This window comes from Trinickia fusca, assembly GCF_003628145.1.
Taxonomy (GTDB): Bacteria; Pseudomonadota; Gammaproteobacteria; order Burkholderiales; family Burkholderiaceae; genus Trinickia; species Trinickia fusca.
Map to the genome: position 1 here is coordinate 42772 of NZ_RBZV01000016.1, position 25231 is coordinate 68002.

At 63.3% G+C, this 25231-nt stretch carries 24 protein-coding genes; 16 read left to right on the top strand and 8 right to left on the bottom strand.

Going from position 1 to position 25231, the window contains the following annotated elements:
• Positions 1–181 precede the first annotated feature (181 nt).
• The 6 genes from D7S89_RS24410 (at position 182) to D7S89_RS24435 (ending at position 6194) form a co-directional block, all read left to right on the top strand.
• Positions 182–1180: a proline racemase family protein gene (locus D7S89_RS24410; protein ID WP_121281513.1), complete on the top strand. Its 999-nt coding sequence runs from the start codon at positions 182–184 to the stop codon at positions 1178–1180.
• Positions 1177–2292: an NAD(P)/FAD-dependent oxidoreductase gene (locus D7S89_RS24415; protein ID WP_121281452.1), complete on the top strand. Its 1116-nt coding sequence runs from the start codon at positions 1177–1179 to the stop codon at positions 2290–2292. The genes D7S89_RS24410 and D7S89_RS24415 overlap by 4 nt, the downstream gene beginning before the upstream one ends.
• A gap of 3 nt (positions 2293–2295) precedes the next feature.
• Positions 2296–2583, top strand: coding sequence for a 2Fe-2S iron-sulfur cluster-binding protein (locus D7S89_RS24420; RefSeq protein WP_121281453.1), 288 nt, complete (start codon positions 2296–2298; stop codon positions 2581–2583).
• Positions 2580–3866 (top strand): NAD(P)/FAD-dependent oxidoreductase, encoded by a 1287-nt coding sequence (locus D7S89_RS24425; RefSeq protein ID WP_121281454.1) that lies wholly within the window; start codon positions 2580–2582, stop codon positions 3864–3866. Before D7S89_RS24420 ends, D7S89_RS24425 begins: the two co-directional genes overlap by 4 nt.
• Before the next feature lie 56 nt (positions 3867–3922).
• Complete coding sequence (locus D7S89_RS24430) at positions 3923–4690, top strand: AraC family transcriptional regulator (protein WP_121281455.1); 768 nt, start codon at positions 3923–3925, stop codon at positions 4688–4690.
• 553 nt (positions 4691–5243) lie between these two features.
• Positions 5244–6194: a hypothetical protein gene (locus D7S89_RS24435; RefSeq protein WP_121281456.1), complete on the top strand. Its 951-nt coding sequence runs from the start codon at positions 5244–5246 to the stop codon at positions 6192–6194.
• Positions 6195–6259: 65 nt separating this feature from the next.
• On the opposite strand, the gene D7S89_RS24440 is transcribed toward D7S89_RS24435, so the two are convergent.
• From D7S89_RS24440 to bla, 3 genes are all read right to left on the bottom strand, one after another.
• On the bottom strand, positions 6260–7552 hold the full coding sequence (locus tag D7S89_RS24440; RefSeq protein ID WP_121281457.1) for an NAD(P)/FAD-dependent oxidoreductase: 1293 nt from the start codon (positions 7550–7552) through the stop codon (positions 6260–6262).
• 30 nt (positions 7553–7582) lie between these two features.
• Positions 7583–8617 (bottom strand): aldo/keto reductase, encoded by a 1035-nt coding sequence (locus D7S89_RS24445; protein WP_121281458.1) that lies wholly within the window; start codon positions 8615–8617, stop codon positions 7583–7585.
• A gap of 96 nt (positions 8618–8713) precedes the next feature.
• Positions 8714–9631 (bottom strand): class A beta-lactamase, encoded by a 918-nt coding sequence (gene bla / locus D7S89_RS24450; protein ID WP_121281459.1) that lies wholly within the window; start codon positions 9629–9631, stop codon positions 8714–8716.
• 104 nt (positions 9632–9735) lie between these two features.
• On the opposite strand from bla, the gene gcvA reads away from it, so the two are divergent.
• Complete coding sequence (gene gcvA / locus D7S89_RS24455; protein ID WP_121281460.1) at positions 9736–10605, top strand: LysR family transcriptional regulator; 870 nt, start codon at positions 9736–9738, stop codon at positions 10603–10605.
• A 20-nt stretch (positions 10606–10625) separates the two neighbouring features.
• On the opposite strand, the gene D7S89_RS24460 is transcribed toward gcvA, so the two are convergent.
• Positions 10626–10880 (bottom strand): hypothetical protein, encoded by a 255-nt coding sequence (locus tag D7S89_RS24460; protein WP_121281461.1) that lies wholly within the window; start codon positions 10878–10880, stop codon positions 10626–10628.
• Between the two features lie 236 nt (positions 10881–11116).
• Here D7S89_RS24460 and D7S89_RS24465 point away from each other — a divergent pair, with 236 nt between their 5' ends.
• The 3 genes from D7S89_RS24465 to D7S89_RS24475 are packed head-to-tail and all read left to right on the top strand — an operon-like array spanning position 11117 to position 14993.
• Positions 11117–11455: a hypothetical protein gene (locus D7S89_RS24465; protein ID WP_121281462.1), complete on the top strand. Its 339-nt coding sequence runs from the start codon at positions 11117–11119 to the stop codon at positions 11453–11455.
• A gap of 1 nt (position 11456) precedes the next feature.
• Positions 11457–13859: a beta strand repeat-containing protein gene (locus tag D7S89_RS24470; RefSeq protein WP_147426759.1), complete on the top strand. Its 2403-nt coding sequence runs from the start codon at positions 11457–11459 to the stop codon at positions 13857–13859.
• A 36-nt stretch (positions 13860–13895) separates the two neighbouring features.
• Positions 13896–14993, top strand: coding sequence for a hypothetical protein (locus D7S89_RS24475; RefSeq protein ID WP_121281464.1), 1098 nt, complete (start codon positions 13896–13898; stop codon positions 14991–14993).
• A 119-nt stretch (positions 14994–15112) separates the two neighbouring features.
• On the opposite strand, the gene D7S89_RS24480 is transcribed toward D7S89_RS24475, so the two are convergent.
• Complete coding sequence (locus D7S89_RS24480) at positions 15113–16033, bottom strand: LysR substrate-binding domain-containing protein (protein ID WP_121281465.1); 921 nt, start codon at positions 16031–16033, stop codon at positions 15113–15115.
• 196 nt (positions 16034–16229) lie between these two features.
• On the opposite strand from D7S89_RS24480, the gene D7S89_RS24485 reads away from it, so the two are divergent.
• From D7S89_RS24485 to amaB, 3 genes are all read left to right on the top strand, one after another.
• Positions 16230–17249 (top strand): DUF1338 domain-containing protein, encoded by a 1020-nt coding sequence (locus D7S89_RS24485; RefSeq protein ID WP_183085340.1) that lies wholly within the window; start codon positions 16230–16232, stop codon positions 17247–17249.
• Positions 17250–17311: 62 nt separating this feature from the next.
• Entirely contained in the window at positions 17312–18547 is a 1236-nt protein-coding gene (locus D7S89_RS24490) for an aminotransferase-like domain-containing protein (protein ID WP_245983254.1), read from the top strand.
• 229 nt (positions 18548–18776) lie between these two features.
• Positions 18777–20288 carry an L-piperidine-6-carboxylate dehydrogenase gene (amaB, locus tag D7S89_RS24495; protein WP_121281466.1) on the top strand — a complete coding sequence of 504 codons (1512 nt, stop codon included), beginning with the start codon at positions 18777–18779 and terminating at the stop codon, positions 20286–20288.
• 263 nt (positions 20289–20551) lie between these two features.
• On the opposite strand, the gene lhpH is transcribed toward amaB, so the two are convergent.
• A complete protein-coding gene (gene lhpH, locus D7S89_RS24500; RefSeq protein WP_121281467.1) occupies positions 20552–21559 on the bottom strand; it encodes a trans-3-hydroxy-L-proline dehydratase in 1008 nt (335 codons plus the stop codon).
• 31 nt (positions 21560–21590) lie between these two features.
• Positions 21591–22709, bottom strand: coding sequence for a branched-chain amino acid ABC transporter substrate-binding protein (locus D7S89_RS24505; protein WP_121281468.1), 1119 nt, complete (start codon positions 22707–22709; stop codon positions 21591–21593).
• 237 nt (positions 22710–22946) lie between these two features.
• Here D7S89_RS24505 and D7S89_RS24510 point away from each other — a divergent pair, with 237 nt between their 5' ends.
• From D7S89_RS24510 to D7S89_RS28040, 3 genes are read left to right on the top strand one after another with little or no spacing between them, the layout of a single operon-like run.
• On the top strand, positions 22947–23381 hold the full coding sequence (locus tag D7S89_RS24510) for a YeeE/YedE family protein (protein WP_121281469.1): 435 nt from the start codon (positions 22947–22949) through the stop codon (positions 23379–23381).
• 13 nt (positions 23382–23394) lie between these two features.
• Positions 23395–23829, top strand: coding sequence for a YeeE/YedE family protein (locus tag D7S89_RS24515; protein ID WP_121281516.1), 435 nt, complete (start codon positions 23395–23397; stop codon positions 23827–23829).
• A gap of 34 nt (positions 23830–23863) precedes the next feature.
• Positions 23864–24094: a GDCCVxC domain-containing (seleno)protein gene (locus tag D7S89_RS28040; RefSeq protein ID WP_121281470.1), complete on the top strand. Its 231-nt coding sequence runs from the start codon at positions 23864–23866 to the stop codon at positions 24092–24094.
• A 33-nt stretch (positions 24095–24127) separates the two neighbouring features.
• Here D7S89_RS28040 and D7S89_RS24525 read toward each other — a convergent pair whose 3' ends face one another.
• Positions 24128–24982, bottom strand: a complete 855-nt coding sequence (locus tag D7S89_RS24525; protein ID WP_121281471.1) for a helix-turn-helix domain-containing protein — start codon at positions 24980–24982, stop codon at positions 24128–24130.
• Positions 24983–25231: the final 249 nt, after the last annotated feature.

A 25231-nucleotide genomic window follows, 5' to 3' on the forward strand; every position in this document is an offset into this window, starting at 1 on the left:
CTGAACGTAACTGATAGGCGGGATGCAGGGGCAGTGTATGCAGCGCGTCGGCCGGCGTCTTGCGTCGTTCGCGCGTCAAGGATGCCGATTTCGGCACAGTGTCGACGAATCGCATGCTGTGCTGAAATCGGCATGTGATGCGCGCATCGTCGCCAAGACGCATGCGGGTCGCGTTCCTACCATGTGCGGCATGAACACGACCCACTTCATCGATTCCCATACCGGCGGGGAGCCCACGCGTTTGATCGTGGAGGGCGGGCCGGATCTCGGTAGCGGACCGCTCGACGTGCGGCTCGCCAGATTGCGCGAACACTTCGACGATTGGCGTGCGGGCATCGTGCTCGAACCGCGCGGTTCGGACGTCATCGTCGGTGCGCTGTTGTGCGCGCCGCACGACCTGACCTGTGCGGCCGGCGTCATCTTCTTCAACAACGTCGGCTATCTCGGCATGTGCGGCCACGGCACGATCGGCCTGATCGCGTCGCTGGCGGACATGGGGCGGCTCGCGCCAGGGCGGCATCGCATCGAGACGCCGGTGGGCGTCGTCGAAGCCACACTGAACGGCGACGGCAGCGTGTCGGTGCGCAATGTTCCTGCCTATCGATACCGTCACGCGGTGGCTGTCGACGTGCCGGGTCACGGTAAGCTCACGGGCGACATTGCGTGGGGCGGCAACTGGTTCTTCCTCGTCGCCGATCATGGTCGCACGCTCGAGCCCGAGCACATCGGCGAGCTCGCGGCGTTCACGCACGCCGTGCGTGAAGCGTTGATCGCGCAGGGCATTACCGGCGCGAATGGGGCGCTCATCGATCACATCGAACTGTTCGCACCCGGTGCGAGCAGTGATGTCGATAGCCGCAACTTCGTGCTGTGCCCCGGCGGTGCCTACGATCGTTCGCCGTGTGGCACCGGCACGAGCGCGAAGCTCGCTTGCCTGGCAGCCGATGGCAAGCTTGCGCCCGGTGAGGTTTGGCGGCAGCAGAGCATCATTGGCAGCATGTTCGAAGGCAGTTACGTGCCATTCGACGCGGCCAGCGGAGCGCAGCAGGTCGACATCGCCGACGGCCCCGTCATCGTGCCGACGATTACGGGCCGCGCCTACGTGATGGCCGAAGGCCGCTTGCGCTTCGAAGCCGACGACCCGTTCGCGACCGGCATCCCGACTGCACACAGCGTATGAATGCCGACGTCGTCGTCGTCGGTGCCGGCATCGTCGGCGCGGCCTGCGCGCAAGCGCTCGCCGAGCGCGGCATGACCGTTCAGGTGCTGGAAGCCGGCGGGATTGGCGGTGGTGCAACCGCGGCAGGAATGGGCCATCTCGTGGTCATGAACGACTCCCCGGCCGAATTCGCATTGACTCGCTATTCGCGCGAACTGTGGCTTGCGTTCGCGCCGCAATTGCGCGCCGCCGATGCGTTCGTACGCTGCGGCTCGTTGTGGGTGGCCGCCGACGATGAGGAGTGTGCGGCCGCGCGTGCGATGCATCAGTCGTTTGCGGCGCGGTGTGTCGCTTCGCAACTGCTCGATGCCAGGACATTGCGCGAGTGCGAGCCGGCGCTTGCGCCGTCGATGGCGGGGGGCTTACTGGTCGAGGACGACAGCATCGTTTATGCGCCGCGAGCTGCTCAATGGCTGCTTGCCGAATCGCTCGGTGCGCGTCGTATTCGTGTGCGCACGGCCGTCGAGGTGGTGGCCGTCGAGCGTGGCGCGGTGACACTCGCGAGCGGCGAGCGGGTGTCGGGTCAACACATCGTCGTCGCAAACGGACTGGCTGCAACGCGTTTGTTGCCGACCTTGCCGATGCAGGCAAAGAAGGGGCATCTGCTCATTACAGACCGCTATCCTGGCTTCATCTCGCATCAATTGCTCGAACTCGGCTACATCAAGAGCGCTCACCATGCGACCGGGACGTCGGTGGCTTTCAATGCGCAGCCGCGGCCGACGGGACAACTGCTGATCGGCTCCTCGCGCCAGTTCGATGCGCTTGACGCGGACGTCGAGCTGCCCGTGCTGGCGAGGATGCTCGAGCGCGCCGTCCAGTATTTGCCGGCGCTCGCTCAGATGAATGGATTGCGCTCATGGACCGGCTTTCGCGCTGCGACGCCCGACGGCTTGCCGCTGATCGGACCCATCGGCGATACCGCGAACAGAATATGGGCGGCAACGGGGCACGAAGGTCTCGGCGTGACGACTTCGCTGGCGACCGCGCAATTGCTGGCTGCGCAGATCGTCGGCGAAACACCGCCGATTGCCTGCGAACCTTATTTGCCCGCCCGCTTTCCACAGGACTGAACGATGGCGCTTGAACATGAGCCCGACCGAACCGAGCGCGTGAGCGTGACGGTCGACGGCAAGACACTCGATCTACCTGCGTATACGACGGTGACCGCGGCACTCGTCGTGGCGAACGGTTTGTGCGGAACACGGACGTCGGTGTCGGGTGAGCCGCGTACGGCACTGTGCGGCATGGGAATTTGTCAGGAGTGCAGAGTGTGCATCGACGGCCGCATGCATGTGCTTGCTTGCCAGACGATTTGCCGCGACGGCATGACGATCGACACTGACACGGAGCGTGCCCGATGACGATGCAGCACTTCGATGTCGTCGTGATCGGCGCGGGGCCGGCCGGCTTGGCCGCGGTGCAGGCAGCGGCCTCGAGCGGTGCTCGCATTGCACTGGTCGACGACAACCCGCGCGCAGGTGGTCAAGTCTGGCGGCAAGGTCCCGGACGCGGCGCGGCCAAGCCATTGCAGGACATGCTGACGGCGCTCGATGCCCAAGCTGGCCTCACAATCTTTTCTTCGACACGCGTCATTGCCGCCGCGCCCGCCAAGACGTTGCTGCTCGAATCGTCCGATCAGGGCGGTGTGCATCTGTCGTACGAGCGCCTGATCGTCTGTACCGGGGCGCGTGAACGGCTGTTGCCGTGCCGTGGCTGGACGCTGCCCGGCGTGACCGGCGCGGGCGGCTTACAAGCGCTGATCAAAGGCGGTGTGCCCGTCGGCGGTCAGCGCATCGTGATCGGTGGCAGCGGTCCGCTGCTGATCGCGGCGCTGGCCACCGCGCGTGAAGCCGGTGCGCGCGTGCTCGCCGTCGTCGAGCACGCGCCGCGCGCGGCCGTGGCGCGTTTCGGGTTGTCGCTGGCTGCTACGCCGTCGAAGCTGTGGCAGGCGGCTCGGCTCACAAGGGGCTTTGGGGGCGTGCCCTATTGGACCGATAGCGTCGTGCGCGAGGTGCGCGGCAACGGTCGCGTCGAAGCCGTGACGATCGCTCGCGGGACGCGCGAGATGACGCTAGCGTGCGATCGCGTGGCGCTCGGCTACGGCCTCGTGCCGAACCTGACGCTCGCTCAAGCGCTCGGTTGCGCGGTCGAGGCGGAGGGGATCGTCGTCGACGACTTGCAACGCACGTCGGTCGACGATGTGCTGGCGGCGGGTGAATGCACAGGCATCGGCGGAGTCGAGCTTGCCACAGCGGAGGGGGCGATTGCTGGTTGCATCGCGGGCAAGGTGAGCGTTCCGGCACAGCTCGTGCATGAACGCACGCGTTGGCGGCGCTTCGCGGCGCGCGTCGAGCGCGGTTTCGCGCTCGGTGAGGCCGCACGCGCATGGCCCACTCCGGATACGTTGCTGTGCCGCTGCGAAGACGTGCCGTTCGGCGAAGTCGCCGCGCACGGCAGCTGGCGCGACGCGAAGCTGCACACACGCTGCGGCATGGGCGCGTGTCAAGGGCGCATCTGCGGGACTGCTGCCCAAACGCTGTTGGGGTGGGACATGGCCGCGCCGCGTCCGCCGCTCGCCCCCACGCGCATCGAGACGCTGCTCGCTGCCTGCGCGCACGAACAGCATCTCGACTGCCCCCTATAATCGACCGTCTAGAGACGCGCGCCACCATGCGCCGACGTTCAGCTACTTCTCGTACGATGACGCCGACGATTCCTTTGCCAGAGATGCCTGCCGCGGAAACGCTCGCGCAGATGCTGCCGTACTTCGCGCAACTCGAGCCGGTGCTCGACACGCTGCCCGACGTGGTCTTCTTCGTGAAGGACGGCGAGGCTCGTTACGCGATGATCAATCGCACGCTGGCCTCGCGTTGCGGCTGCAAGGACAAGCGCATGCTGCTCGGCAAGACCGCCGAGCAAGTGTTCCCGAGCCGCTTCGGCCGTGCGTATCTGGAGCAGGATCGGGCGATCATCGAATCGGGCACATCGATGATCGATGAGCTCGAGCTGCACCTCTATCCAGGCCGCGAGCAGGGCTGGTGCCTGACCTCGAAGGTGCCGTTGCGCAATGCCGCGGGAAGCATCGTCGGCGTAGCCGGCATTTCACGCGACTTGAAGGCCAATGCCAAGACGCATCCGGCCTATATGCGTCTTGCCGAAGTCGTCCAATACATCCAGGACAATTACGTCCAGCCGCTGAATCTCACGCAGCTGGCAGAGATGGCCGGCATGTCGGTCGCGCAGCTCGAGCGCTATTTCCATAAGGTATTTCATCTGACGCCACGACAAGTGCTGCTGAAGACACGGCTCGATGCGGCCACGGCCCTGCTCGTGACGCAAGAAAAGGTGACCGACGTGGCGGCATTGTGCGGTTACACCGATCACAGCGCGTTCACACGGCAATTCAAGGCGACGGTCGGCGTGACGCCCACGGAGTACCGGATGCTGCTCGGGGGGCATTCGCGCTGACGTGACGTGCAAATTGCGCGCCACAAGATTTGGATGGTGGTCTGAGTCGATTAGGATCGCAAACTGTTTTTCGCAGAATGCCTAGGTAATGGCGGAATGGCACTGATGCTAATTCGCCATTCGCCTTGACGCTCGGCAAGGGCTGTTCGATAGTGGCCTGGTGGTCCGATTCGATTCCTACGACATGCCTACGACGTCAGACCCCCGTGCGAGCGATATCACTTTTCCGGCGACATGCGGACGCTGCGGTGCCCGCGTGTCCGAGCCCGTATCGTTCTGTCCGCATTGCGGCGCCCACGCGAGACTAGCGTTTCGCCGTGATGCGTCGCAGCCCGCTTCTCGTGCTACGCCGACGGAATCAGTCAAGCGGGCAAGTGCAGGTGCAGGCGTAGCGTCGACGAGCGAGCGTACGGCGCGTACCGAGCGTACGGCTTCCGCGCTCGGCGATGCGTTGTGGCCGGAATTGCGGCCTAAGCCGTTGTTCGCAACAGGCGACCCAGATCCGTATGGTGATGCGCGCGGTTCGTCCAAGGCGCCGTCACGTCATTGGGGATTGAAAAGCGGAACCGGCCTCGTGTTGTGCGCCTTCGTCGTGCTGTATGGCGGCGTGGTGCTGCTGCATAGCCACAACCGGGATGTTTCGAGCGAGCAGGAGTCGTCCTCGAGTACTGCCGAGGGTAGTGTGACCGTGGGCAGCGTCGCGCACACGCCGTCACAGCCGTCAGCGACATCGAACCCATCGGCTCAAGCGAAGCCCGATGCGATCGCAGCGGCACCCGCACCCGCCTCGATCATGCCGCTCCCGCCCATCGTGTCGGCTGCACCTTCGGCGTCTCGAGCCATCGCACAGGCGCCCCCCGCGAATGTGCCGGCCATGCTGCCTGAGCCGGCGCCGAAGCCCGCACCGACGCAGGCACAAACACCGATGCAGACGCCGAACGCCGTCGCTACCGACGCTCGCCATCCGCATCGTTCGCGCACGGCAGTGGCGCAAGTGTTCGTTCCCTCGCAGACACCGTCGCACGCGGCAAGCGCCAAGCCAGTGCCGCGCCCGCCTGGCGCACGTGTACCGTCCTGGACTGCGCCGCGACAAGACTACGCTATGCGCAGTGATCGCCGTGAAATGCCCGCGCCCACCTCGGTCTCGCGCGCCGTGGCAAGTGCGCAAGCGAGCCTCGAGAAAAACGACCTCAGCGCGGCACGTGCAGCGTTGGCGAGCGTTCAGGCTACCGAGCCCGACAACAGCGAGGCGTTCATGCTGCGGCAGGATTTGGCCTCACGTGAACGCGCTCGCGACGCTGCATTGAACGCGGCGCGCGGCTGTATGGCGCAGGAGCGCTGGAAATGCGCATGGCACAACGCGGGCAACGCGTTGTCGATCGATTCGAGCAACGCCGAAGCGAAGGCGCTCATCGAGCGCTCGATCGTCGACTCGGGCGAAGCCACTCGGCCGGCAGGCCCTGGGCCTGATCCCGATCTGCCGGGCTTCCCTGAAGTTCAGTAAATAAAATCAGTAAAACTAAATAATAAGCGTTCGCTTGAAGTGAGGCCTACGCTAGGCGGGGAAGGTCAATGGCCGCGGCTGGCTAGTGCATCGGCGGCGATCTTGCGCAGATACGTGAGCTCAGCGGCCACGAGCCCCAATGGCCCGAATGTGCGTGTGAGCCCGAATCGCGCGAACGCAGGCGGGATAGAGCGGCCTTCGGCGATCGCGGAGGCGATCAGCTCGCCGGCAACCGTCGTCGGTGCGAGGCCGTGCCCGCCGAAGCCGACGGCATGCCAGACGCCGTCGACCGAGCGGCCGATCTGCGGCATCTGGTGGCGCGCATAGCTCATGAGGCCGCCCCACGCGTATTCGATCTTGACGCCGCGCAATTGCGGATACACATGCAACAGATCGCGCGTGAGCAACCGCTCGATCCGTTGTGGTTCACGCTCGAAGATGGAAATGCGCCCGCCCCATAGGATGCGCGTGTCGCTTAGCGGCCGGTAATAGTCGAAGGCAAAGCGCGAATCATAGACGGCCGAGGCGCAATCGATCGCCTCCTTGAGTCGCGCGCCGAGCGGCTCGGTCGTGACGATGTACGTGGCGATCGGCAACACGGCGCGCTCGACACGGCGATAGACGTTGCGCGCATAGCCACCGCCAGCCATGACGACATGCCGGGCAGCGATCGATCCGCCAGATGTCTGTACCAGATAACCTTCGCGCGTCCGATCGAGCTTCACGACCGGGCTGTGTTCATACACGCGCACGCCAGCTTTGGTGAGCGTGGTGGCAAGACCGAGCACGTACTTGAGCGGATGAAGATGAAACCCGTTGGGCTCGAACAGGCCCGCGTGATAGCGCTCGGTTTTCAAGCGGCTGCGCATGTTGTCGACGGAAAGCGGTTGCCACTCGACGCCGAACGCTTCGAGCATGAGCTTGCGCTGCGCTTCGAGCGCGGTGGGCCTGCCGAACCAGTCGGCGAGGATCGCGCCCGCATGCACCGCGTCGCACGCGATGGCGTAGCGCGCGATGCGCGAGCGAATCAGCTCGACGGCATCGAGCGTCAGCGCATAGAGCGCTCGCGCGTCATGCGAGCCCAGCACGCGTAACAACTCGGCGCAGTCGAGGCTGTACCCGCCGAACACGAACCCGCCGTTGCGTCCCGACGCGCCGAAGCCGACGCGCTCGGCCTCGAGCACGGCGATATTGGATACGCCGCGTTCGACGAGCCCGAGCGCCGTACAAAGCCCGGCGAGGCCGCCGCCGACGATACAGACTTCGGTCTCGTCGTGCGGCGTGGCGAGTGCCGGCCATGCCGGGCGCTCGACGCTCGCTTCGTAATAGCTGGCGGGGAGCGGCGTGGGCGGGGGCATGCCGTCGTCGGGGAGGCTGGCGGGCTTGGCTTAGACCACCGGCGGATTGAGCCGCGTGAAGCCCGCCTGCCGGTAGTAGGGCGTATGAGGATAGGCCGGTGTGACCGCGCTGACTGCGTCGAGCCGTGCGATCTGCTCCTTCTCGAGTTGCCAGCCGACGGCACCGAGGTTCTGACGCAACTGCTCTTCGTTGCGCGCGCCGATGATGACCGACGACACCGTAGGCCGCTGCAACAGCCAGTTCAGTGCGATTTGCGGCACGCTCTTGCCGGTTTCCTCGGCGATCGCATCGAGCACATCAACCACGCTGTAGAGCAGCTCGTCGGCCACAGGCGGCGCCCAGATGGTCGTCTCATGCAGACGGCTTTGTTGCGGCAGGGGTTGCCCGCGTCGCACTTTGCCGGTCAGCCGGCCCCAGCCGAGCGGGCTCCACACGAGCGCGCCGACGCCCTGATCGATACCGAGCGGCATCAGATCCCATTCGTAGTCGCGGCCGACCAGCGAGTAGTACGCCTGGTGCGCGACATAACGCTGATAGCCGTACTTTTCTGCCACGGCGAGCGACTTCATGAGCTGCCAGCCCGAGAAATTCGACACGCCGATGTAGCGGATCTTGCCGGCGCGCACGAGCTCGTCAAGTGTGGCGACCACTTCTTCCACGGGCGTACTCGCATCGAAGGCGTGCAGCTGAAAGATGTCGATGTGATCGATGCTCATGCGCTGGAGCGCGGCGTCGACTGCGCGGATCAGGCGCGAGCGTGACGAGCCCGCATCGTTGGGACCGTCGCCGGTCGGCAGCGACGCTTTCGTCGAAATCAGCACGCTGTTGCGCCGGCCCTTGATCGCTTCGCCGAGCACTTGCTCGGAAGCGCCGTCCGAATAGACATCGGCCGTGTCGAACAGCGTGAGGCCCGCGTCGAGGCAGATGTCGACGATGCGGCGCGCTTCGTCGGCGTTCGTCGTCCCCCAGTTGCTGAAGAGCGGACCCGTCCCGCCGAACGTGCCAGCGCCAAAGCTCAAGACGGGCACTTTGAGGCCGGACTGACCCAGATTCCGATATTCCATCGCGTTTTCTCCGTTCTCGATTCGTTTGAGGCGGCGCGCATTGACTGCGCACCACCGGTTGACCGGCACGGGAACCGCGGTTTGGCGGAACCCGGGCTAGCCGAGGCTCGACGCTACCGCTTCGCCGACATCGGCAAGCGCGGCATCGCACCGAGCGAAGGGGGCATCCGTTTGCGTCAGATAGGCCGCCACGAAGATCGGCGCGCGCTCGGGCGGCCACATGATCGCGATATCGTTGTGCGTACCGTGCTCGCCCCCGCCCGTTTTGTCGCCAACGCGCCAATCCTTCGGCAGCTTCGCGCGCAGCTTCGCGCCGCCGGTCTGGCATCCCACGAGCCACGCGATCATCTGCGCGCGCGATTGCGCGGTCAGCACGTCGCCGAGCAACACGTTGCGCATATCGGCGAGCATGGCGATGGGTGTGGTCGTGTCGCGCGGATCGCCGGGAATGGCTTCGTTCACCGTGGGCTCGTTGCGGTCGAGCCGCGTGACAGTATCCCCCAATTGCCGGACGAATGCAGTGAGCTGCGCGGGGCCGCCGAAGCTGGCGAGCAAGAGATTGCCAGCCGTGTCGTCGCTGAGCGTGATGGCCGCTTCGCACAGCTCGCCCATCGTCATGCCGGTGTCCGTATGCTTTTCTGTCGCAGGCGAGGCGATGACGACATCGCTACGCGCGTACATGATGCGGCGCGCGAGATCCTCTTCGCGACGGTCGACACGCGCCAGGACCGCAGCGGCCGCGAGGAACTTGAACGTGCTGCACATGGGAAACAGCTCGTGCATGCGATGGCCTGCCGTCAAGCCCGAGGCCGAATCGTAGATTGCGACGCCGAGCCGGCCGTCGACCTCGCGCTCGATCTGCGCGAGCCGCGCTTCAATCTGGTCCGGCAGGGCCTTCATCCTGCGTGCATCACTGGCTGACGCACTGTGCTTCGATGCGCGGGCCAAGATGGGATCCGAAAGCCCTGCTATGACACCGCCCATCAGCGTACCGAGAAAATGTCTGCGCTCCATCGTTGCGGCTCCTTGAGAAAGCGGAGAATATCGCGGTAATTCGGGAAGTCGACAATCGACGAATACTTTCCGCTGACAAAACTATTTCTTATGGATCGACGCGCATGGCCCGACATCTTCCGTTGAACGCGCTGCGCGCTTTCGAGGCGTCGGCGCGGCATGCGAGCTTCACACGCGCCGCGCGCGAATTGAGCGTGACGCAGGCTGCCGTGAGTCAGCAGGTGCGCGCGCTCGAGGAGCGGCTTGGTGTCGCACTGTTCAAACGCTTGCCGCGCGGGCTCGGCTTGACCGACGAAGGACTCGCGCTGTTGCCCGTGCTGACCGATGCATTCGATCGCATCGATGCAGTGCTGCGCCGTTTCGAGGGCGGCCACTTTCATGAGGTGCTGACGGTGGGCGTGGTGGGTACGTTCGCGGTGGGTTGGCTGATGCCGCGCTTGCAGCGGTTTCGCGTGGCTCATCCGTTCATCGAGCTGCGATTGCTGACGCACAACAACCTCGTCGACGTGGCGGCGGAGGGCTTCGACTTTGCCATTCGCTTCGGCGACGGCAACTGGCCGGGCACGCAAGCCACGCCGCTGCTCAATGCACCGCTGGGCGCAATGTGCACGCCGGAGCTCGCGCGCAGGCTGAAGCATCCGCGCGAGTTGGCGAACGAGACGTTGCTGCGCTCGTATCGTGCCGACGAGTGGGCGCTATGGTTCGAGGCGGCCGGCGTGGTGCCGCCAGCCATCCGCGGGCCCGTGTTCGATTCGTCGCAGTTGATGGTCGAAGCGGCCGTGCAAGGGGCGGGCGTCGCGCTCGCGCCCGTGCGCATGTTCGAGCGCGAACTGCGTTCGGGCCGGCTCGTGCGTGCGTTCGACGTCGAAGTCGATACGGGTAGCTACTGGCTCACGTGGCTCAAGTCCAAGCACGTGACGCCGGCCATGCAGTCGTTCATGAACTGGATCGGTGCGGAGACGGCTGGCGTTTAACTCGGCGCGCCGCGGATACGTCAAGTGACTGCTAGATTTCTCTGCCGATCTGCGCCTTGATGCAGCGTTCGCTTATTCGTGCGCGCAGGAAAGCCCCTGCGCCGATCATCGCGCTGCGCTTGCGGGGCCTGTGCCACCTGCAAGGCGTGACTCCGACGCTTGTGCTCGACGATCGCACCGGCATCCACTTTGGCAAGCTTGTCGTACTCGCGATAGGGCAGCGGCTGGCCATCAGCCGAAAAACACAACATCTTTATCTTGCTGGAACGCGACATTAGGATATTGCTCCTACACGGGTCTTTAAAAATTCCGGCATTATGTCGATTTTTTGGGTGGTTAATTTTATTTCCGGTCGTGACATAAGCTTGTGGGGCGTAAATTTTGGCGAAAGTAGACGAAATTGTATGGTTTGTGTCGACTGCGTTTGGTATGGAAGGGGTGTTATCGGTGAGGCTGCGACAAAGTCGCGCGTTTTGGCTTTGATGATACGTGGATTGCGTGCGAGAGCGATATGAAGAAGCGATTTTTGTTTGTTTTAGATGCTGCAGTGATATTGGTCGTTGTTTGTTTTTTTCTGTCTATTTGTTACCGCATGGCTTTTCCGATGTGGAGGTATGATAGGCAGATTTCGTTCGTTCAATTATTTATGATATTGCCGGTGGCGACTGGTGGTTTGTGGTTGCTTTTTAGGATGCTGAGAAAAGACCGGTCGAACACTTGCTTCTATAAATTTTGCCGTTGGATGGCTGATGGTGAGCCGAATCGCCGCTTGCTTGTAACTGCTGTCGGTGCGGTGACTTTTATTTGCATTATGGAATTTATATCTTTCGTTATGAAGGTGGCGCTCTAATATGGATCCCGTTTCGTCTACAATTAACATACTTGTTGTTGGTGATAATACCATTTCCGCTACGAATTCTGGGCTGAAGGAAGGGGCTGCGTTTGTTTCTGCAAGTGGCCAGGTCGTGGCAACGATCGGTTCAGCGACCCCGGCCGGAACGATTGCAACCAATCCGGCCGCCGCTGTGGTCACGGTATTGAAAATAACCGTCGATATTCAAGCCGGAAAGCCGGTGCAGATGGGGGACGTTCTTTCGGTGGTTGGCAATATTTTTGCAACCGCTGGGGCGGTCGTCGCCTTCTATGTACCTGGCGGGCAAATTGTTGGCCTGACGGCTCTTGTTATAGGTGATTTGTTGAATGTTGGCGGTCTTTATCTCGATCGTCAATCAATGGGGGATGCATTTAAATCGGTCTACGGCGATATCGTCAAAAATGGATCTGTCCCCGCCAATTCTCCTGATGGAGCGACGCTTCAAAGCTTCATTGCGGACCATAACGGCAAGAACAGCGGAGGTGCAACCGTCGCGGCGGTCTTCAACGACGACGACACAGTGAGCAAGATCGTTTCCTACGACAAGGCCGGTAACGTAGTTCAGACGGACAGTTATACATACACTCATGACGGAGCGGGAACGATCGCGACGGTCACCGAAAGTATCTACAACGCCAACGGCACATTACTGTCGACCACTGTGACAAACGCGGATAACTCCAGCGTCACAACCGCCTACAAGAGCCTCGCCGACTCGCATCTCACCACCGTTACCCGCACAGATGCCAACGGCAAAGTCACCCAAATCGCCACTACCGTTGCCGACAGCAGCCCGAACACCTATGACACGACCGTCACCGACGGTTCGGGAAAATTGCTCTACAAACAGACCAGCACATACGTCAACGGCGTGCTGTCGACCCAGTCCGAATACGACCCATCAGGGGCTCTGACTCGTCAATATTCTTATCAGTCTGGAAAGCTAGTCGAGGTCAGTAGTTACTCCGGTGGCGCTCTAGTCGGGCAGGTTGATTATCTATACGACGAGAACGGCAAATTAAGCAGCATCAATGCGTCGGGAACAGGCTCGATCACTGCGAACAATGTCCCGATCAATCTAGCCAATGCGCCCGGCGCGAACCTGACGCTGGTCGGCACCGGCGATACGGTGGTGGCAATGCGGCCCAACGAGCCCTACCGCGCCTACGACTCTGTTTTCAATTTAATGGCAGGCGACAGTGTAAATATCGTCGACATGGGAGGCAATACGATCAACGGCGGCGTCGGCGAAGCCATTACGTTGACGAGCTCGGGCGATACGGTCAACGTGAGCGGTGACTCCGCGAACCGTGTCGCAGCGGATGGCCAAGCCGCAGGCATTACGTTGACGCAAGGTGCCGAAGGTATTTTCGCCGGGAGCGGCAACACGATAAGGGCGGCTGCGGGAGCATTCATCATGAAGGCAACCGGCGACGACATCATATTGAACGGCAACGGAGTATATGTGGAATCAGGCAGCGGCAATCGAATTGCCGCCGCCGACGGCACCAGCGTGAATATCAACGGGGAAACGAACGACACGATCTCCGGTAACAACGAAGCGATCAGCCTCACCAGCGGCAGCCTGACGTTGAAAGGGACCGGCGATACTGTCACGACGAGTTCCGGCGCGTGCACGCTAACCCTCACCGGCAATGCAAGTGTGACTGTCAACGGCAATGCCACGATCAATGCCGGCGCTGGCGAGGCGATCATTGTCGGGGGTGCCGCGAGCAACGTGACTGTCAATGCAAACGGCGATGCGGCTGGCAGTAAGACAGCCGACGGCCGAGCAACGGGCATTGTGCTGGGCAGCAACGACAATGCGACCATCGTTGGTGGCGGCAACGCGGTGATGGCTGTCGGAAACAACCAAATAACGGCGAGCCACGACGACATCACCCTGAACGGCACGGGCGTAACCGTAACGGGCACAGGAAATCACATCACCGCAATCGACAACGCTGCCGTTACCTTGTCCGGCGCAAATACTCCATTCGACGAAACTATCGCCGGCAACGGCGAAACAATCACTTCGCTCGGCCAAGGTTCCTTGACGCTACAGGGCACCGGCGACATCGTCACCGCCTCCAGCAACACGGTCACGCTCGCAAACGCAGGATCCAGTCTGACGATGAGCGGTGGCGACAATACAATCGTCTCCAGCGGAGGTGATTCGATCACGATTGCTTCCGCGCCTGCTAGGATTCCGCTGACCAACTACCTGCTTCGTGCCTCCGGCTCCGACAGTGTCGTGCTCGGTCAAAACATCAACTTGACCATTAACGGTAGCGGAAACGCCATTACCGCTGCGGGCAACGACGGCATCACCGGGAGCGGGAACAAAATCACATTGACCGGCGCCGGCAGCTCGATTTAGGGCGATAACAACACGATCGCGGCATCGGGCACGAGCTTGTACGTCTTCAACGGCAATAACGATACGCTGTCCGGCAACAACGATACGATTCTTGGCGATGGCGGAACGCTGACGCTGGAAGGCACGGGCGACGTGATAGCCGCGTCGATGACCACCGTCAAGCTCGGTGCCGGCGCCAGCGTCACGGTGAACGGTGCCCAGGATGCGGTGTATGCCGGTGCGGGCAATGCGGTGACGATCAATGCATCGACGGACGGTTTCCGGCCTTCGCGCACCATCGTCTACGCGAGCAACGACACGACCGGTATCGTGGTGAACCAAGGCGCGCAGGCCGATATTTACGGAACGGGCGACAGCATCACCGCGCAAGGCGCATACCACATCGCGGCCGACGGCGACACCATTACCTTGGTTGGGAGCGGTACGGGCGTCACTGGCAGCAACGACGTGCTTCACGCGGCCGACAAACTGAGCTTGTCCGTCTATGGGAGCAATAACGTTGTCTTCGGCAATAACGAATCCATCACCTCCGGTCGCGGCAGCCTCACGCTGAACGGTAGCGGCGACAGCGTGACGACGTACGGCAGCACGCTGACGGCGAACGGCGTCAGTGTCACGCTCAACGGCCCGGACAACACGATCGCCGGCGATAGCGATGTGCTGACGCTCGGTGCCGACACGACGAATCTCACGGTCCAAGGGGCCGGCGAGACGATCGTCCTGTCCGATCCCACGATCACCGCAGCGTCGTTGAAGGTGAGCGCTTCCGCTAGCGGAAAGGACTTGCTGTTGACCGATAGCGCGACGGGTAATCAAAGGATCGCATTCGACGGAATGCTGGCGGTAGGCAATCAGGGTGCGACGCAACTGAAGTTTGCCGACGGCACGGTGTGGACGCGTGCGCAGATGCTGTCGATGGCGCATGCGGCAGGTACGCCAAGTGTGACGCCGCCTCCGGTTGGAACGCCGGGCAAGCACTCGACCGATGTGCAGGTCAGCCAGTTGATCCACGCAATGGCGGCGTTTTCGGCAAGGCACTCGAGCGCGGATTGGAGTTCGCCGACGAGTCCGACGACGGCCGACACAGCAGTATTGGCCCAGGGGCACTACGCTTCGCATCAGCACAGGCTGTAAAGGTGCCGAAGCGGTGAATGTCAAGCGCGGGGCCGTCGATGGCGGCCCCGCGCGCCGGCGGTTTGAAACTCGCCGTCAGTCCGTCTGATACCTTGGTGAATGCCGACCGGGCCGAAACACTAGCCCGACACCACGCTTGCTTCGGGCAAGCCCGGCACACACGAGGTCAGCCATTCCGACAGCGCAACGAACGGCTCATCCTGCGCGCCGGCATCGGGGGCCACGAGGTAGTAGCCGGCATCGCTCGCGAGCGGCAGATCGAGCGCCACGGCCAGGCGTTGAGACGCCAGCTCATCGGCAATGAGGATTTCCGGCATCAGCGCGACCCCCATACCCGAGAGCGCCGCGCTCGACAGCATCGTGAACAGCTCGTAGCGTGGCCCGCGCACCGCGCGGGCGTCGTCGCCGAGTCCGTGCGCACGGAACCAGTCGCGCCAGGCGTCGGGGCGCGTCGACAGATGCAGCAGCGGCATGTCGGCCAGCGTGGCTGGCGTCAGCGGTGCCGCGCGCGAGACGAGCGCGGGGCTGCACACGGGCACGGCAGAACCCTCGCGAAACAGCAGCTTGCCCTGCGTGCCCGGCCACACCGCGTGGCCGAAGTAGATAGCCGCATCGAACGGCGAATCACTGAACAAGAAAGGTTCGGTACGGATCGACAGATTGATCGTGATGTCGGGCCGTAGCGCACGGAATTGCGGCAGCCGCGGAATCAGCCATTGGCTCGCGAAGGTCGGCACGACGGCCAGCTCGAGCACGCGGCCGATGCCGCGCTGGGCCATGAGCTCGAGCGTGTCGCGTTCGATGCGCTCGAGGCTCTTGCGGATCTGCGCCGCGTAGTGCCGCCCATGCGGCGTCAGCACGACGCGCTTCTTGATGCGCAGGAACAACGCGACGCCGAGCCGGTTCTCGAGCGACGCCACCTGGCGGCACACGGCGCTCTGCGTCAGCGCGAGCTCGTCGGCTGCGCGCGTGAAGCTCTCGTGCCGTGCGGCGGCTTCGAAGACCTGGAGCGCGGCGAGGTTCGGAATGCCCTTTCTCATCGTGTGTGGCGATTCGGTGGGTAGTCGTTTTCTATCGACTTAGTGCGTTTTTGGAATGAAGTGGTGAGTTTAAATCAATTGCCGCTCCGTCTCCACGAGACGAGAATCGCATGCACCGAGGCGCCGGACGTCGTCGCATGCCGCCGATATCGCGTAGAAAACAAGCGCCACCCCATGCCACACGGAGAATTATTCGATGAATCGCAATCTCGACGCCTTGCTCGACGCCACATGCGGCCCCGGCGCCTGCGCGCAGTTGGTGCAATTGATGAACCTTCCGCCTTGCGTGGAGCGGTGGGAGGAGGGCGTTGTGACGCGCGTCGAACTCGCCCAGGCGCTGAACATGGCTCTGTTCTCCGGGCTCCTGGCGCGCGTGCCGACGGGCCGTGCCTATACCGATGACGTGATTCGCGAGGGCGGGCGCGTGCAGTTCGATCACGGGGCGCTGCGCACCGTGCGCTGGCCGCATTGTGGCGCATTGCCGCCCGGCGAAGCCGCTTTTACGCGAATTCTGAAGCCGCTCGGCTATCGGCTGAATGGCACCTATCCGCTCGATCGCATCAAGATGACGGGGCGCTCGTATGCGCACCTCGATGCACCTGAGCAAATCGCCCAGTTCTTCGTCAGCGAACTGCACCCCGAGCGCTTTTCGCCGGCATTCCAGCAGGCCGTGACCGACGTACTCGGCTCGTCGGCCGATCCGCTGACGCCGCAGGCCGTCACATGGCTCGCCGAGCTCGAACGCGACGCCGCGTTGCCGCTGGCCGATGCCTGCGCGCTGCTGCCGGTGCTCGTGCGCTGCTTCGACCGTCAGCATACGATTCCGCGCCTCGCCGACTACCAGACGCTGCTGGCGGAGTCGGCCGAGATGGCATGGATCGCGACCGAAGGCAACGCATTCAATCACGTGACGGATCGCGTGGACGACGTATTCGCCGTCGCCGATCTGCAGCGCGCGTTGGGCCGGCGCATCAAGGAGCGCGTCGAAGTCTCGAAATCGGGCCGTGTGAAGCAGACGGCCTATCAGGCCGACCCCGTGGTGCGCAGGTTCATCGACGAAGCGGGCGATTCGGTCGAACGCGAGGTGCCGGGCTCGTTCTACGAGTTCATCACGCGCGATACCTACGTCGATGAAGAGACGGGCCGCGAGATGCTCGATCTGGGCTTCGATGCCGGCAACGCGACGGGCATCTTCAAGATGACGGCCGCGGCCTGATGCAGCCAACGCGCGGCGCACCCATGGCGCCGCGCCACTACATGGAGGCAACCCGATTGACGCTGAATACCCCGACCCCGGCGAACGCGAGCGACGACGCATACGGCTTTACCGAGCCGTTTCGTGCACCGCAAGGTTCGCCGATTCGTGAGCTGTTCAAGTACGTCGGCCGCCCGGGGATGATTTCGTTTGCGGGCGGTTACCCGTCGAAGGATCTGTTCGATCGCGAAGGCATTGCGGCTGCGCTCGATGTCGCCTATCGCAGCGATCCGATCGCGTGTCTGCAATACGGTGACACGGCCGGCGCGCCGGCGCTGCGTCGCTCGCTGACGCGGCTCATGGCGACGCGCGGCGTGACCTGCACGCTTGATGACCTGGTGGTCACCACCGGATCGCAGCAAGGCTTCGATTTGTTGATCCGCACGCTCGTGGCGCCGGGCGATACGGTGCTGATCGAGGAGCCTGCCTATCCGGCCGCGATCCAGGCACTGCGGCTCGCGGGCGCACAGATCGTGACGGTGCGGACCGATCACGACGGCATCGACGTCGACGCGCTCGCAGCGCAGCTCGAGGCGATGCGCGATGGTCCGCGCCCGAAGCTGCTCTACACGGTGCCGACGTTCGCGAATCCGACCGGCGCCACGTTGCCGCGCGCGCGCCGCGAAGCGCTCGTGCGGCTGGCGGTGGCGCATCGCTTCGTACTCGTCGAGGACGATCCGTATGGAGAGCTGCGTTTCTCGGGCGAGCCCGTGCCGCCCATCATCGCGTTGGCCGGAAACGTCGACGGCGCGAAGGACTGGATCGTCTACCTGGGCAGCTTGTCGAAGATCGTGGCGCCGGGTTTGCGCGTAGGCTGGGCCATCGCGCCGGCACCGATCGCTCGGCGCATGATCGTCGCGAAGCAGACGGGTGATCTGTGCACGGCGCCGTTGTCGCAGGAGCTTGTGCGGCACTATTTGGACAGCGGCCGGCTCGATACGCATCTGCAGACAATCGTGGACGCTTATCGCAAACGTTGCGACGCGCTGGTCAGCGCGCTCGCGCATTTCGCGCCAGGGCAAATCGAGTTGGCGGCGCCATCGGGCGGCATGTTCGTGTGGGCGCGCTTTACCGGCGGACGCGATGCGAGCGAGACGCTCAAGCGGGCACTCGAGCAGAATGTCATGTATGTGCCGGGTCAGGCGTTTTACGTGCGCGATGCCGATGCAAGCAGCCTGCGGCTGTCGTTCGCGGCGCCGAGCGAGGCGGAAGCGTTCGAAGGCGCGCGGCGGCTGGCACAGGCGCTCGCCAGCGGCTGAACGGCATTCAGGATTCAGGATTCAGGACGTTGCCGCGAGCGAGGCGCGGGTTGCACATGACGTGCGAACGCGTTTCAATCGCCAGGTAGACGAAAGCAGTGGAACAATGAACCAATCGCGCATGGCAGTCCGCTGCCGTGCAATCGCGTGTGCCGACGGCGCCGCGCCCGCCGACCCGGCGGTTAGCGGCGGCCTATGGACACGCACTCACCCACCCATAGAGGACGTGATGGTAGTCAACGACATTCTTGCAGCGCTCAACGTCGATCTTTCCGCTTGGAAGGGCAACGCCCTGACGGCCCGCTCGCCGCGCGACGGCGCGACGCTCGCGACGCTTGCCGTCGATACGGTGGCCGATGTCGAGTGCAAGATCGATAGCGCGCACGCCGCGTTCCTGAAGTGGCGCACCGTGCCGGCGCCCGTGCGCGGCGAACTCGTGCGCGTGTTCGGCAATGTGCTGCGCGAGCACAAGGACGCACTGGGCCGGCTCGTCACGCTCGAAGCCGGCAAGATCCGCTCGGAAGGGCTCGGCGAAGTGCAGGAAATGATCGACATCTGCGATTTCGCGGTCGGCCTCTCGCGGCAGCTGTACGGTCTGACGATCGCGTCGGAGCGTCCCGGCCATCGCATGATGGAAACGTGGCATCCGCTCGGCGTGTGCGGCGTCATCTCGGCGTTCAACTTCCCCGTGGCCGTGTGGGCCTGGAACGCGGCGCTCGCGTTCGTGTGCGGTGATCCGGTCGTCTGGAAGCCGTCGGAGAAAACGCCTCTGACCGCGATCGCATGCCAGGTGCTGTTCGAGCGGGCCGTTGCCGAGTTCGAGAAGACGCACCCCGGCATCGTGCCCGCAGGGCTGATGCAAGTGTCGATCGGCGGGCGGGACGTCGGTGAAGCGCTCGCGCGTTCGCACAAAGTGCCGCTCGTGAGTGCGACGGGCAGCGTGCGCATGGGCATCGAAGTGGCGCAGACGCTCAGCAAGCGCCTCGCACGCAGCATCCTCGAGCTGGGTGGCAACAACGGCATGATCGTCGCGCCGAGCGCCGATCTGGACCTCGTCGTGCGCGCGGTCACGTTCTCCGCCGTCGGCACGGCTGGTCAGCGCTGCACGACGCTGCGTCGCCTGATCGTTCACCGCAGCGTGGTCGATACGCTGCTGCCGCGTCTGGAAAAGGCGTTCGCGTCGGTCAAGGTCGGTGATCCGCTCGAAGCCGAGACGCTGGTTGGTCCGCTGATCGACCGCGCTTCCTACGACGGCATGCAGAAGGCGCTTGCCGATGCGCGTACGGATGGCGGCAAGGTCGTCGGCGGGGAGCGCGTCGATGTCGGCCATGACGAGGCTTACTACGTGCGCCCCGCGATCGTGCGCATGCCGGCGCAGACGGCCGTCGTCGAGCGCGAGACGTTCGCGCCGATCCTCTACGTGCTCGTCTATGACACGCTCGACGAAGCGCTCGCGCTGCACAACGGCGTGCCGCAGGGGCTGTCCTCGTCGATCTTCACGAACGATGTGCGTGAGGCCGAATGGTTCATGTCGGCGGCCGGCAGCGATTGCGGCATCGTCAACGTGAACATCGGCACGAGCGGTGCCGAGATCGGCGGCGCGTTCGGCGGCGAGAAGGAAACGGGCGGTGGCCGCGAGTCGGGTTCCGATTCGTGGAAGAGCTACATGCGCCGCGCGACGAACACGATCAACTACAGCCGTGAGCTGCCGCTGGCTCAGGGCGTGCGGTTCGACGTTTAAGGAAGGGCGCACGCGGCCTAAGTGCCGCGTGTGTGCCTGCGGCCGGCCCAGTGGGGCTGGCCCCGCAGGCACAGTCAGAGTTTTTCGGACAACTTGCGCAACATCGTCGCCTTCCGCAATGTCGACGAGATCTTCAGTGAACGTTCAAGGGCGGTATTTGAAAATCGCGACTGGCAATTCAGGCCTCGCGCAAAAATAGCACGCACCCCAAACAACCGGCCGCGCGCCGGGCTCCCAGCCCATGGTATGGGAGGCGCGTACCTTTAACGCACGAGGAAGCCGTAGGCGAGCGGGTCACGCTCGTCGATGATCCACTGTGCGAAGCCGCAGATGTACGCCTCGCCTGTGACCTCCGGAATCACAGCGGGAATGCCCTTTACCGAGGTCTCCCGCAGAACTCTACCCTTGAAAATCGTGCCGACGATCGACTCATTGACGAGCGTTTCGTCGGCCTTGAGTTCGCCGCGCTGGTACAGCTGCGCGACGCGACCGCCAGTTCCCGAACCCGTCGGAGAGCGGTCGACTTCGCGATCCGCGAACACGCAACAGTTAGCCTGCGTGGAACCCGGATGCCGCGGTTTGTTGGCGATGATCGTGCCGTAAATGTGATTGATCTCCGGTATCTCAGGGTGCTGTACCGGAAATGCCTTGTTTGCCGCTTCCTTCACCTCCGCGCCGAAGCGGATGAGTTTTTCGACGGCCCACTCGCGCACCGGTAAGTCGAACGGCTCCCCATCGACATAGAAGTAGAAGGCCCCGCCGTATGCGATGTCGCCCGTGACTTTGCCGAACGTCGGCGTTTCTACCGTCACATCGCGCTTCCAGAGGAACGACGGCACATTCACGAAGCGCACCGTGCCTGCGTGCTGCCCGTCCCATTTGACAAAGGCTTCGATGAAACCGCACGGCGCGTCGATGCCGACTCGCGTCTCGGGAACCGTTCGTTGAACCCATCCGAGTTCAACGGCCGCCGTCGATAGCGCAATCACGCCGTGGCCGCAGTGGTCGCTGTAGCCTTCGTTGTGCAGAAAGATCACGCCGAAGTCGGCATCAGGCGAAACCGGATCGGTCAGGTAGCCGCCGTACATGTCTGCGTGGCCGCGCGGCTCGAACATCAGCGCGCGACGGATATCGTCGGCATTTTCCTTGAGCCAGGCACGCCGTTGCACGATCGTGTCACCCGGCAGGCGCGGCAAACCGCTCGTGACGATGCGGAAGGCCTCGCCGCCGGTATGTACCTCGACGGTCGAAATGGTTCGAGTCGGTTTCATGGGTAGGGGGTCGCTCCGTGCGCGAAAGACGTTACTGGACGTACGGTACGGGCAACCCGTTTCGAATGACGTACACCGAGGTCGGCGCGCCCTTCAGGTCACCTTTGGCGTCAAACGAATAAGTGCCGGCGATCCCCTTGTACTGCTCCTTCGAAAGTTGCGCGATGAGCTTCGCTCTATCCGTGGTCGTGCCGGCCTTGGTCATCGCGTCGGCAAGCAGCTTTACGCCATCGTAGTAGTTCACGCCGTAGACCTGCGGGTCGGTGTGATACGTATCGTGATACTTCTTCAGGAAGTCGCGTCCTTCAGGTGTCTTGTCCAATGCAATGCCGCCTTGCGCGCAGTAGACGATAGAAGCCGCGTCGCCGGCGACCTTGCCCATATCTGCGGAACAGATGCCATCGCCGCCGAGCAGCTTGGCACGCACGCCGCGCTGACGCATCTGCTTCGCCATCGGTGCGCCCTGAGACGCGTAGCCCCCGAAAAAGATCACGTCCGGGTCCTCGCCCTTGATTGCCGTGAGGATGCCGAGGAAGTCGGTGGCCTGGGAGTTCGTGAATTGATGGTCGATGATCTTCAGGCCGTTGGCCTTCGCGACTTGCTCGAACTGCTGGGCAACGCCCTGACCGTAAGCCGTCCGGTCATCGATGATGGCCGCGGTCTTCGCCTTGAGCGTCTTTGCCGCGAACTCGGCCATCGTTCCGCCGAGTTGCTCGTCACTCGCCCCGATGCGGAAAATGTTCTTGAAGCCCTGTTGCGTCAGCGCCGGGTTCGAAGCAACCGGCAACATCGGGATGTTTGCGTTGCTGTAAACACGGGACGAGGGAATCGCTACGCCGGAGTTATACGGACCCACCACAGCGATTACGCCCTGGTCGACCAGGTTCTGGGCAACCTGCACCCCGACCTTGGGGTCCGCCTGGTCATCTTGCGAATCCAGTTTGAACGTCACCGCTTTCCCGGCGATGGTGATGTGCTGCTTGTTCAACTCTTCGATGGCCATGCGCGCGCCATTCTCATTGTCCTTGCCGTTGGCCGCCTGCGGCCCGGTAAGCGGTGCGGAGTGGCCGATAACGACGACTTCCTGCGCGTGCGCTGCGACAACGCCAAAAGCCGACGCGGCGGCCAGAGCGGTGATGAGGTGACGCATGGTTGGCCTCGCATAATTGGTTTTAGAGAAAACCAATGTATTTCATGGGTGGTGCAGTAGCAAGGAGCTTTCCAAGGGGAATGCCCATGTGGTCTATTGGGGACCAGTTTCAGTGATTGCGCCCCGTTTTAACGCTGCAGTGCACCGGGGATCTATGCCGCACTGCCGGCACAACATTATATTTTTCAATATAATGTAATTGTGTAAATTGTGCGCGACCCGAGCAAGGGGCGAATCATGCTGATTGACCTCAACCATTTCACGCCCGGCCTGTCGCTGACGGGAGGGCTCCTCATCGGTCTCGCAGCCGCAGTGCTGGTGCTGTTCAATGGCCGCATCGCCGGCATCAGTGGCATCTTCGGCGGCTTGCTGAGTTGGCCACGCAACGACCTCGGCTGGCGTCTCGCCTTTCTCGCCGGACTCATTGGTGCGCCTGTCGTGGCCAACCTGCTGGGCAAGCCGGCACATTCGGAGATCCAGGCGGGGTGGGGCGAGATTCTGATCGCCGGTTTCCTCGTGGGCCTCGGCACTCGCTACGCGGCGGGCTGTACCAGCGGCCATGGCGTGTGCGGCCTCTCGCGCGGGTCCATCCGCTCGCTCGTCGCCACGGCGACCTTCATGGCGGCGGGATTCCTGACGGTCTTGGTTAAACGACATCTGATTGGAGGCTGACGTGGCAGCCCTCATAGCACCCGTTACCGCACTGCTCGCCGGACTGCTTTTCGGCATTGGTCTGATTATTTCAGGCATGGCCAACCCGGCCAAAGTGCTGGGTTTCCTTGACCTCACGGGTCGGTGGGATCCATCACTGGCTTTTGTGATGGCCGGCGCCATTGCCGTCGGCTCGGCTGCGTTTTTCGTGGCCAGGCGCCGCAACCGTTCATACCTCGGATTACCCACGCAACTGCCGGCCAGCAAGACCATCACGCCGAGGTTGGTTCTAGGCAGCGCCGCGTTTGGTATCGGGTGGGGGCTGGCCGGTTTCTGCCCGGGTCCCGCGCTGGTCGCGCTCGGCGCAGGCTATTCGAAGGCCGTCGGCTTTACGGCGGCGATGGTGGCGGGCATGGTCGTCTTCGAGCTTGTCGAGCGGGCGAAGTCGACGCGCAGCAGCTGCGCGTAACTGGTCTGATCCCCTTTCTGATGAGGCACTAGCGATGAACGAAGTCGTGTTCGAATCCGTGCTGACTTGCCCGCACTGCGGGTTTGCCCGGCGGGAGACCATGCCGGCGGATGCCTGTCAGTTCTTTTACGAGTGCGGCGGCTGCGGGGCAGTGCTACGTCCTGAGCCCGGCGATTGCTGCGTGTTCTGCTCGTTCGGCTCGGTCCCGTGCCCGCCAGAACAGCGACGCCGAAGCGGCTGCGTAGATAACCCACCCATCGGGTGACGCAGCGCTTTCTCGAGCGTCAAGTGTCGAGCATCAACCGCGCCCAAGCCGTTTCGACAGATCGGCCACGAGGATCGCGAGCCGCGCCGGCTTCTCGTAACAGGCAACATCGAAGCGCCGGATCACCTCGCTGATCTCCGCTTCGCTGGCCTTGCCTGTCAGCAGATCCCCCGTCAGAAGAAAGACCGGCGCATCGGCCTTGCCCGAACGTCGGACCGCTTCGATGGCCGCGGCGGCCGTCTCTTCGCCGAACGACCAGTCGGTGACGATAGCGTCAAACGTTTGCGTGCGCAGGGCATCGACGAACGCGGGCAGGCTGTCGAGCACCGTGGTGGCGAATCCGTGTTGCTCGAGGTAAGTGCGCAATGCGTCGGCTGCCGTGCCGTCACTGTCGACGACGGCCACTGCCATCCGCCGCGGCTCGCATCGCTTAGGATGAATCTCGATCTTTACGACTTCGCGCGCATTCGCCTCGGGCATCCCGTCGCAGCGTACGATACGCCAGTGGTCGCCGTGCGCATAGGCCGCGAACTCGGCGGAACTGCGCGCATCGAGCGGCGCGCCGATCCAGGCGATGCACGGCCATTCGAAGGCACCGACGCACAATTGCGCTTCATGCGCTTGCGCACCAGCGACGCCCGCATCGTCTAGCTCAGCGCCGATCAATTGCATCGGCGGCTCGCCAAATGCTTCGGCCACCTTCCTAATTTGCGCGAGCGTCCATGGGCTGCTGCCGCGCAATTTGCGGTGTCCCTGCGAGAAACTGAGATCGAGAATGCGGCAAAGCTCGGTCGTTTGCTGGCGCTTGCCGATACCGTGGCGGCTCATCAGCGAGCGTACGCGTTCGGCGACGGCGAGCGAATCCATTGATGTTGCTTCGTTGGTCATGCTGCTAAAGGCGCTTCGTCGGTCAATGGCGGTAACGAGACAAGCGCCGGGCGCGAAGCAGCGCCGCGGCGACGGAAGATTCGAAGAAGCGGGCTGTATTCTAACCGGGCAATGGGCCCCATTTTCCTGCGAATATGTTTCCACTGGTTACGCGCGTCACCTTGGCCCGAAAGCTGCCCGATCCGCAATCGGCAATTGCCTTACTTTGCGTGTGAGCGAGCGCCCGGCACTTTGCGCTTGAGCACGACT

Coding starts and splice junctions, on each gene's coding strand:
- D7S89_RS24525 (WP_121281471.1), bottom strand. CDS start 24,982: ATGACCAACGAAGCAACATCAATGGATTCGCTCGCCGTCGCCGAACGC.
- amaB (WP_121281466.1), top strand. CDS start 18,777: ATGGTAGTCAACGACATTCTTGCAGCGCTCAACGTCGATCTTTCCGCT.
- D7S89_RS24510 (WP_121281469.1), top strand. CDS start 22,947: ATGCTGATTGACCTCAACCATTTCACGCCCGGCCTGTCGCTGACGGGA.
- D7S89_RS24440 (WP_121281457.1), bottom strand. CDS start 7,552: ATGCCCCCGCCCACGCCGCTCCCCGCCAGCTATTACGAAGCGAGCGTC.
- bla (WP_121281459.1), bottom strand. CDS start 9,631: ATGGAGCGCAGACATTTTCTCGGTACGCTGATGGGCGGTGTCATAGCA.
- D7S89_RS24415 (WP_121281452.1), top strand. CDS start 1,177: ATGAATGCCGACGTCGTCGTCGTCGGTGCCGGCATCGTCGGCGCGGCC.
- D7S89_RS24430 (WP_121281455.1), top strand. CDS start 3,923: ATGACGCCGACGATTCCTTTGCCAGAGATGCCTGCCGCGGAAACGCTC.
- D7S89_RS24505 (WP_121281468.1), bottom strand. CDS start 22,709: ATGCGTCACCTCATCACCGCTCTGGCCGCCGCGTCGGCTTTTGGCGTT.
- D7S89_RS28040 (WP_121281470.1), top strand. CDS start 23,864: ATGAACGAAGTCGTGTTCGAATCCGTGCTGACTTGCCCGCACTGCGGG.
- D7S89_RS24480 (WP_121281465.1), bottom strand. CDS start 16,033: ATGAGAAAGGGCATTCCGAACCTCGCCGCGCTCCAGGTCTTCGAAGCC.
- gcvA (WP_121281460.1), top strand. CDS start 9,736: ATGGCCCGACATCTTCCGTTGAACGCGCTGCGCGCTTTCGAGGCGTCG.
- D7S89_RS24465 (WP_121281462.1), top strand. CDS start 11,117: ATGAAGAAGCGATTTTTGTTTGTTTTAGATGCTGCAGTGATATTGGTC.
- D7S89_RS24485 (WP_183085340.1), top strand. CDS start 16,230: ATGAATCGCAATCTCGACGCCTTGCTCGACGCCACATGCGGCCCCGGC.
- D7S89_RS24420 (WP_121281453.1), top strand. CDS start 2,296: ATGGCGCTTGAACATGAGCCCGACCGAACCGAGCGCGTGAGCGTGACG.
- D7S89_RS24470 (WP_147426759.1), top strand. CDS start 11,457: ATGGATCCCGTTTCGTCTACAATTAACATACTTGTTGTTGGTGATAAT.
- D7S89_RS24410 (WP_121281513.1), top strand. CDS start 182: ATGTGCGGCATGAACACGACCCACTTCATCGATTCCCATACCGGCGGG.
- lhpH (WP_121281467.1), bottom strand. CDS start 21,559: ATGAAACCGACTCGAACCATTTCGACCGTCGAGGTACATACCGGCGGC.
- D7S89_RS24445 (WP_121281458.1), bottom strand. CDS start 8,617: ATGGAATATCGGAATCTGGGTCAGTCCGGCCTCAAAGTGCCCGTCTTG.
- D7S89_RS24460 (WP_121281461.1), bottom strand. CDS start 10,880: ATGTCGCGTTCCAGCAAGATAAAGATGTTGTGTTTTTCGGCTGATGGC.
- D7S89_RS24425 (WP_121281454.1), top strand. CDS start 2,580: ATGACGATGCAGCACTTCGATGTCGTCGTGATCGGCGCGGGGCCGGCC.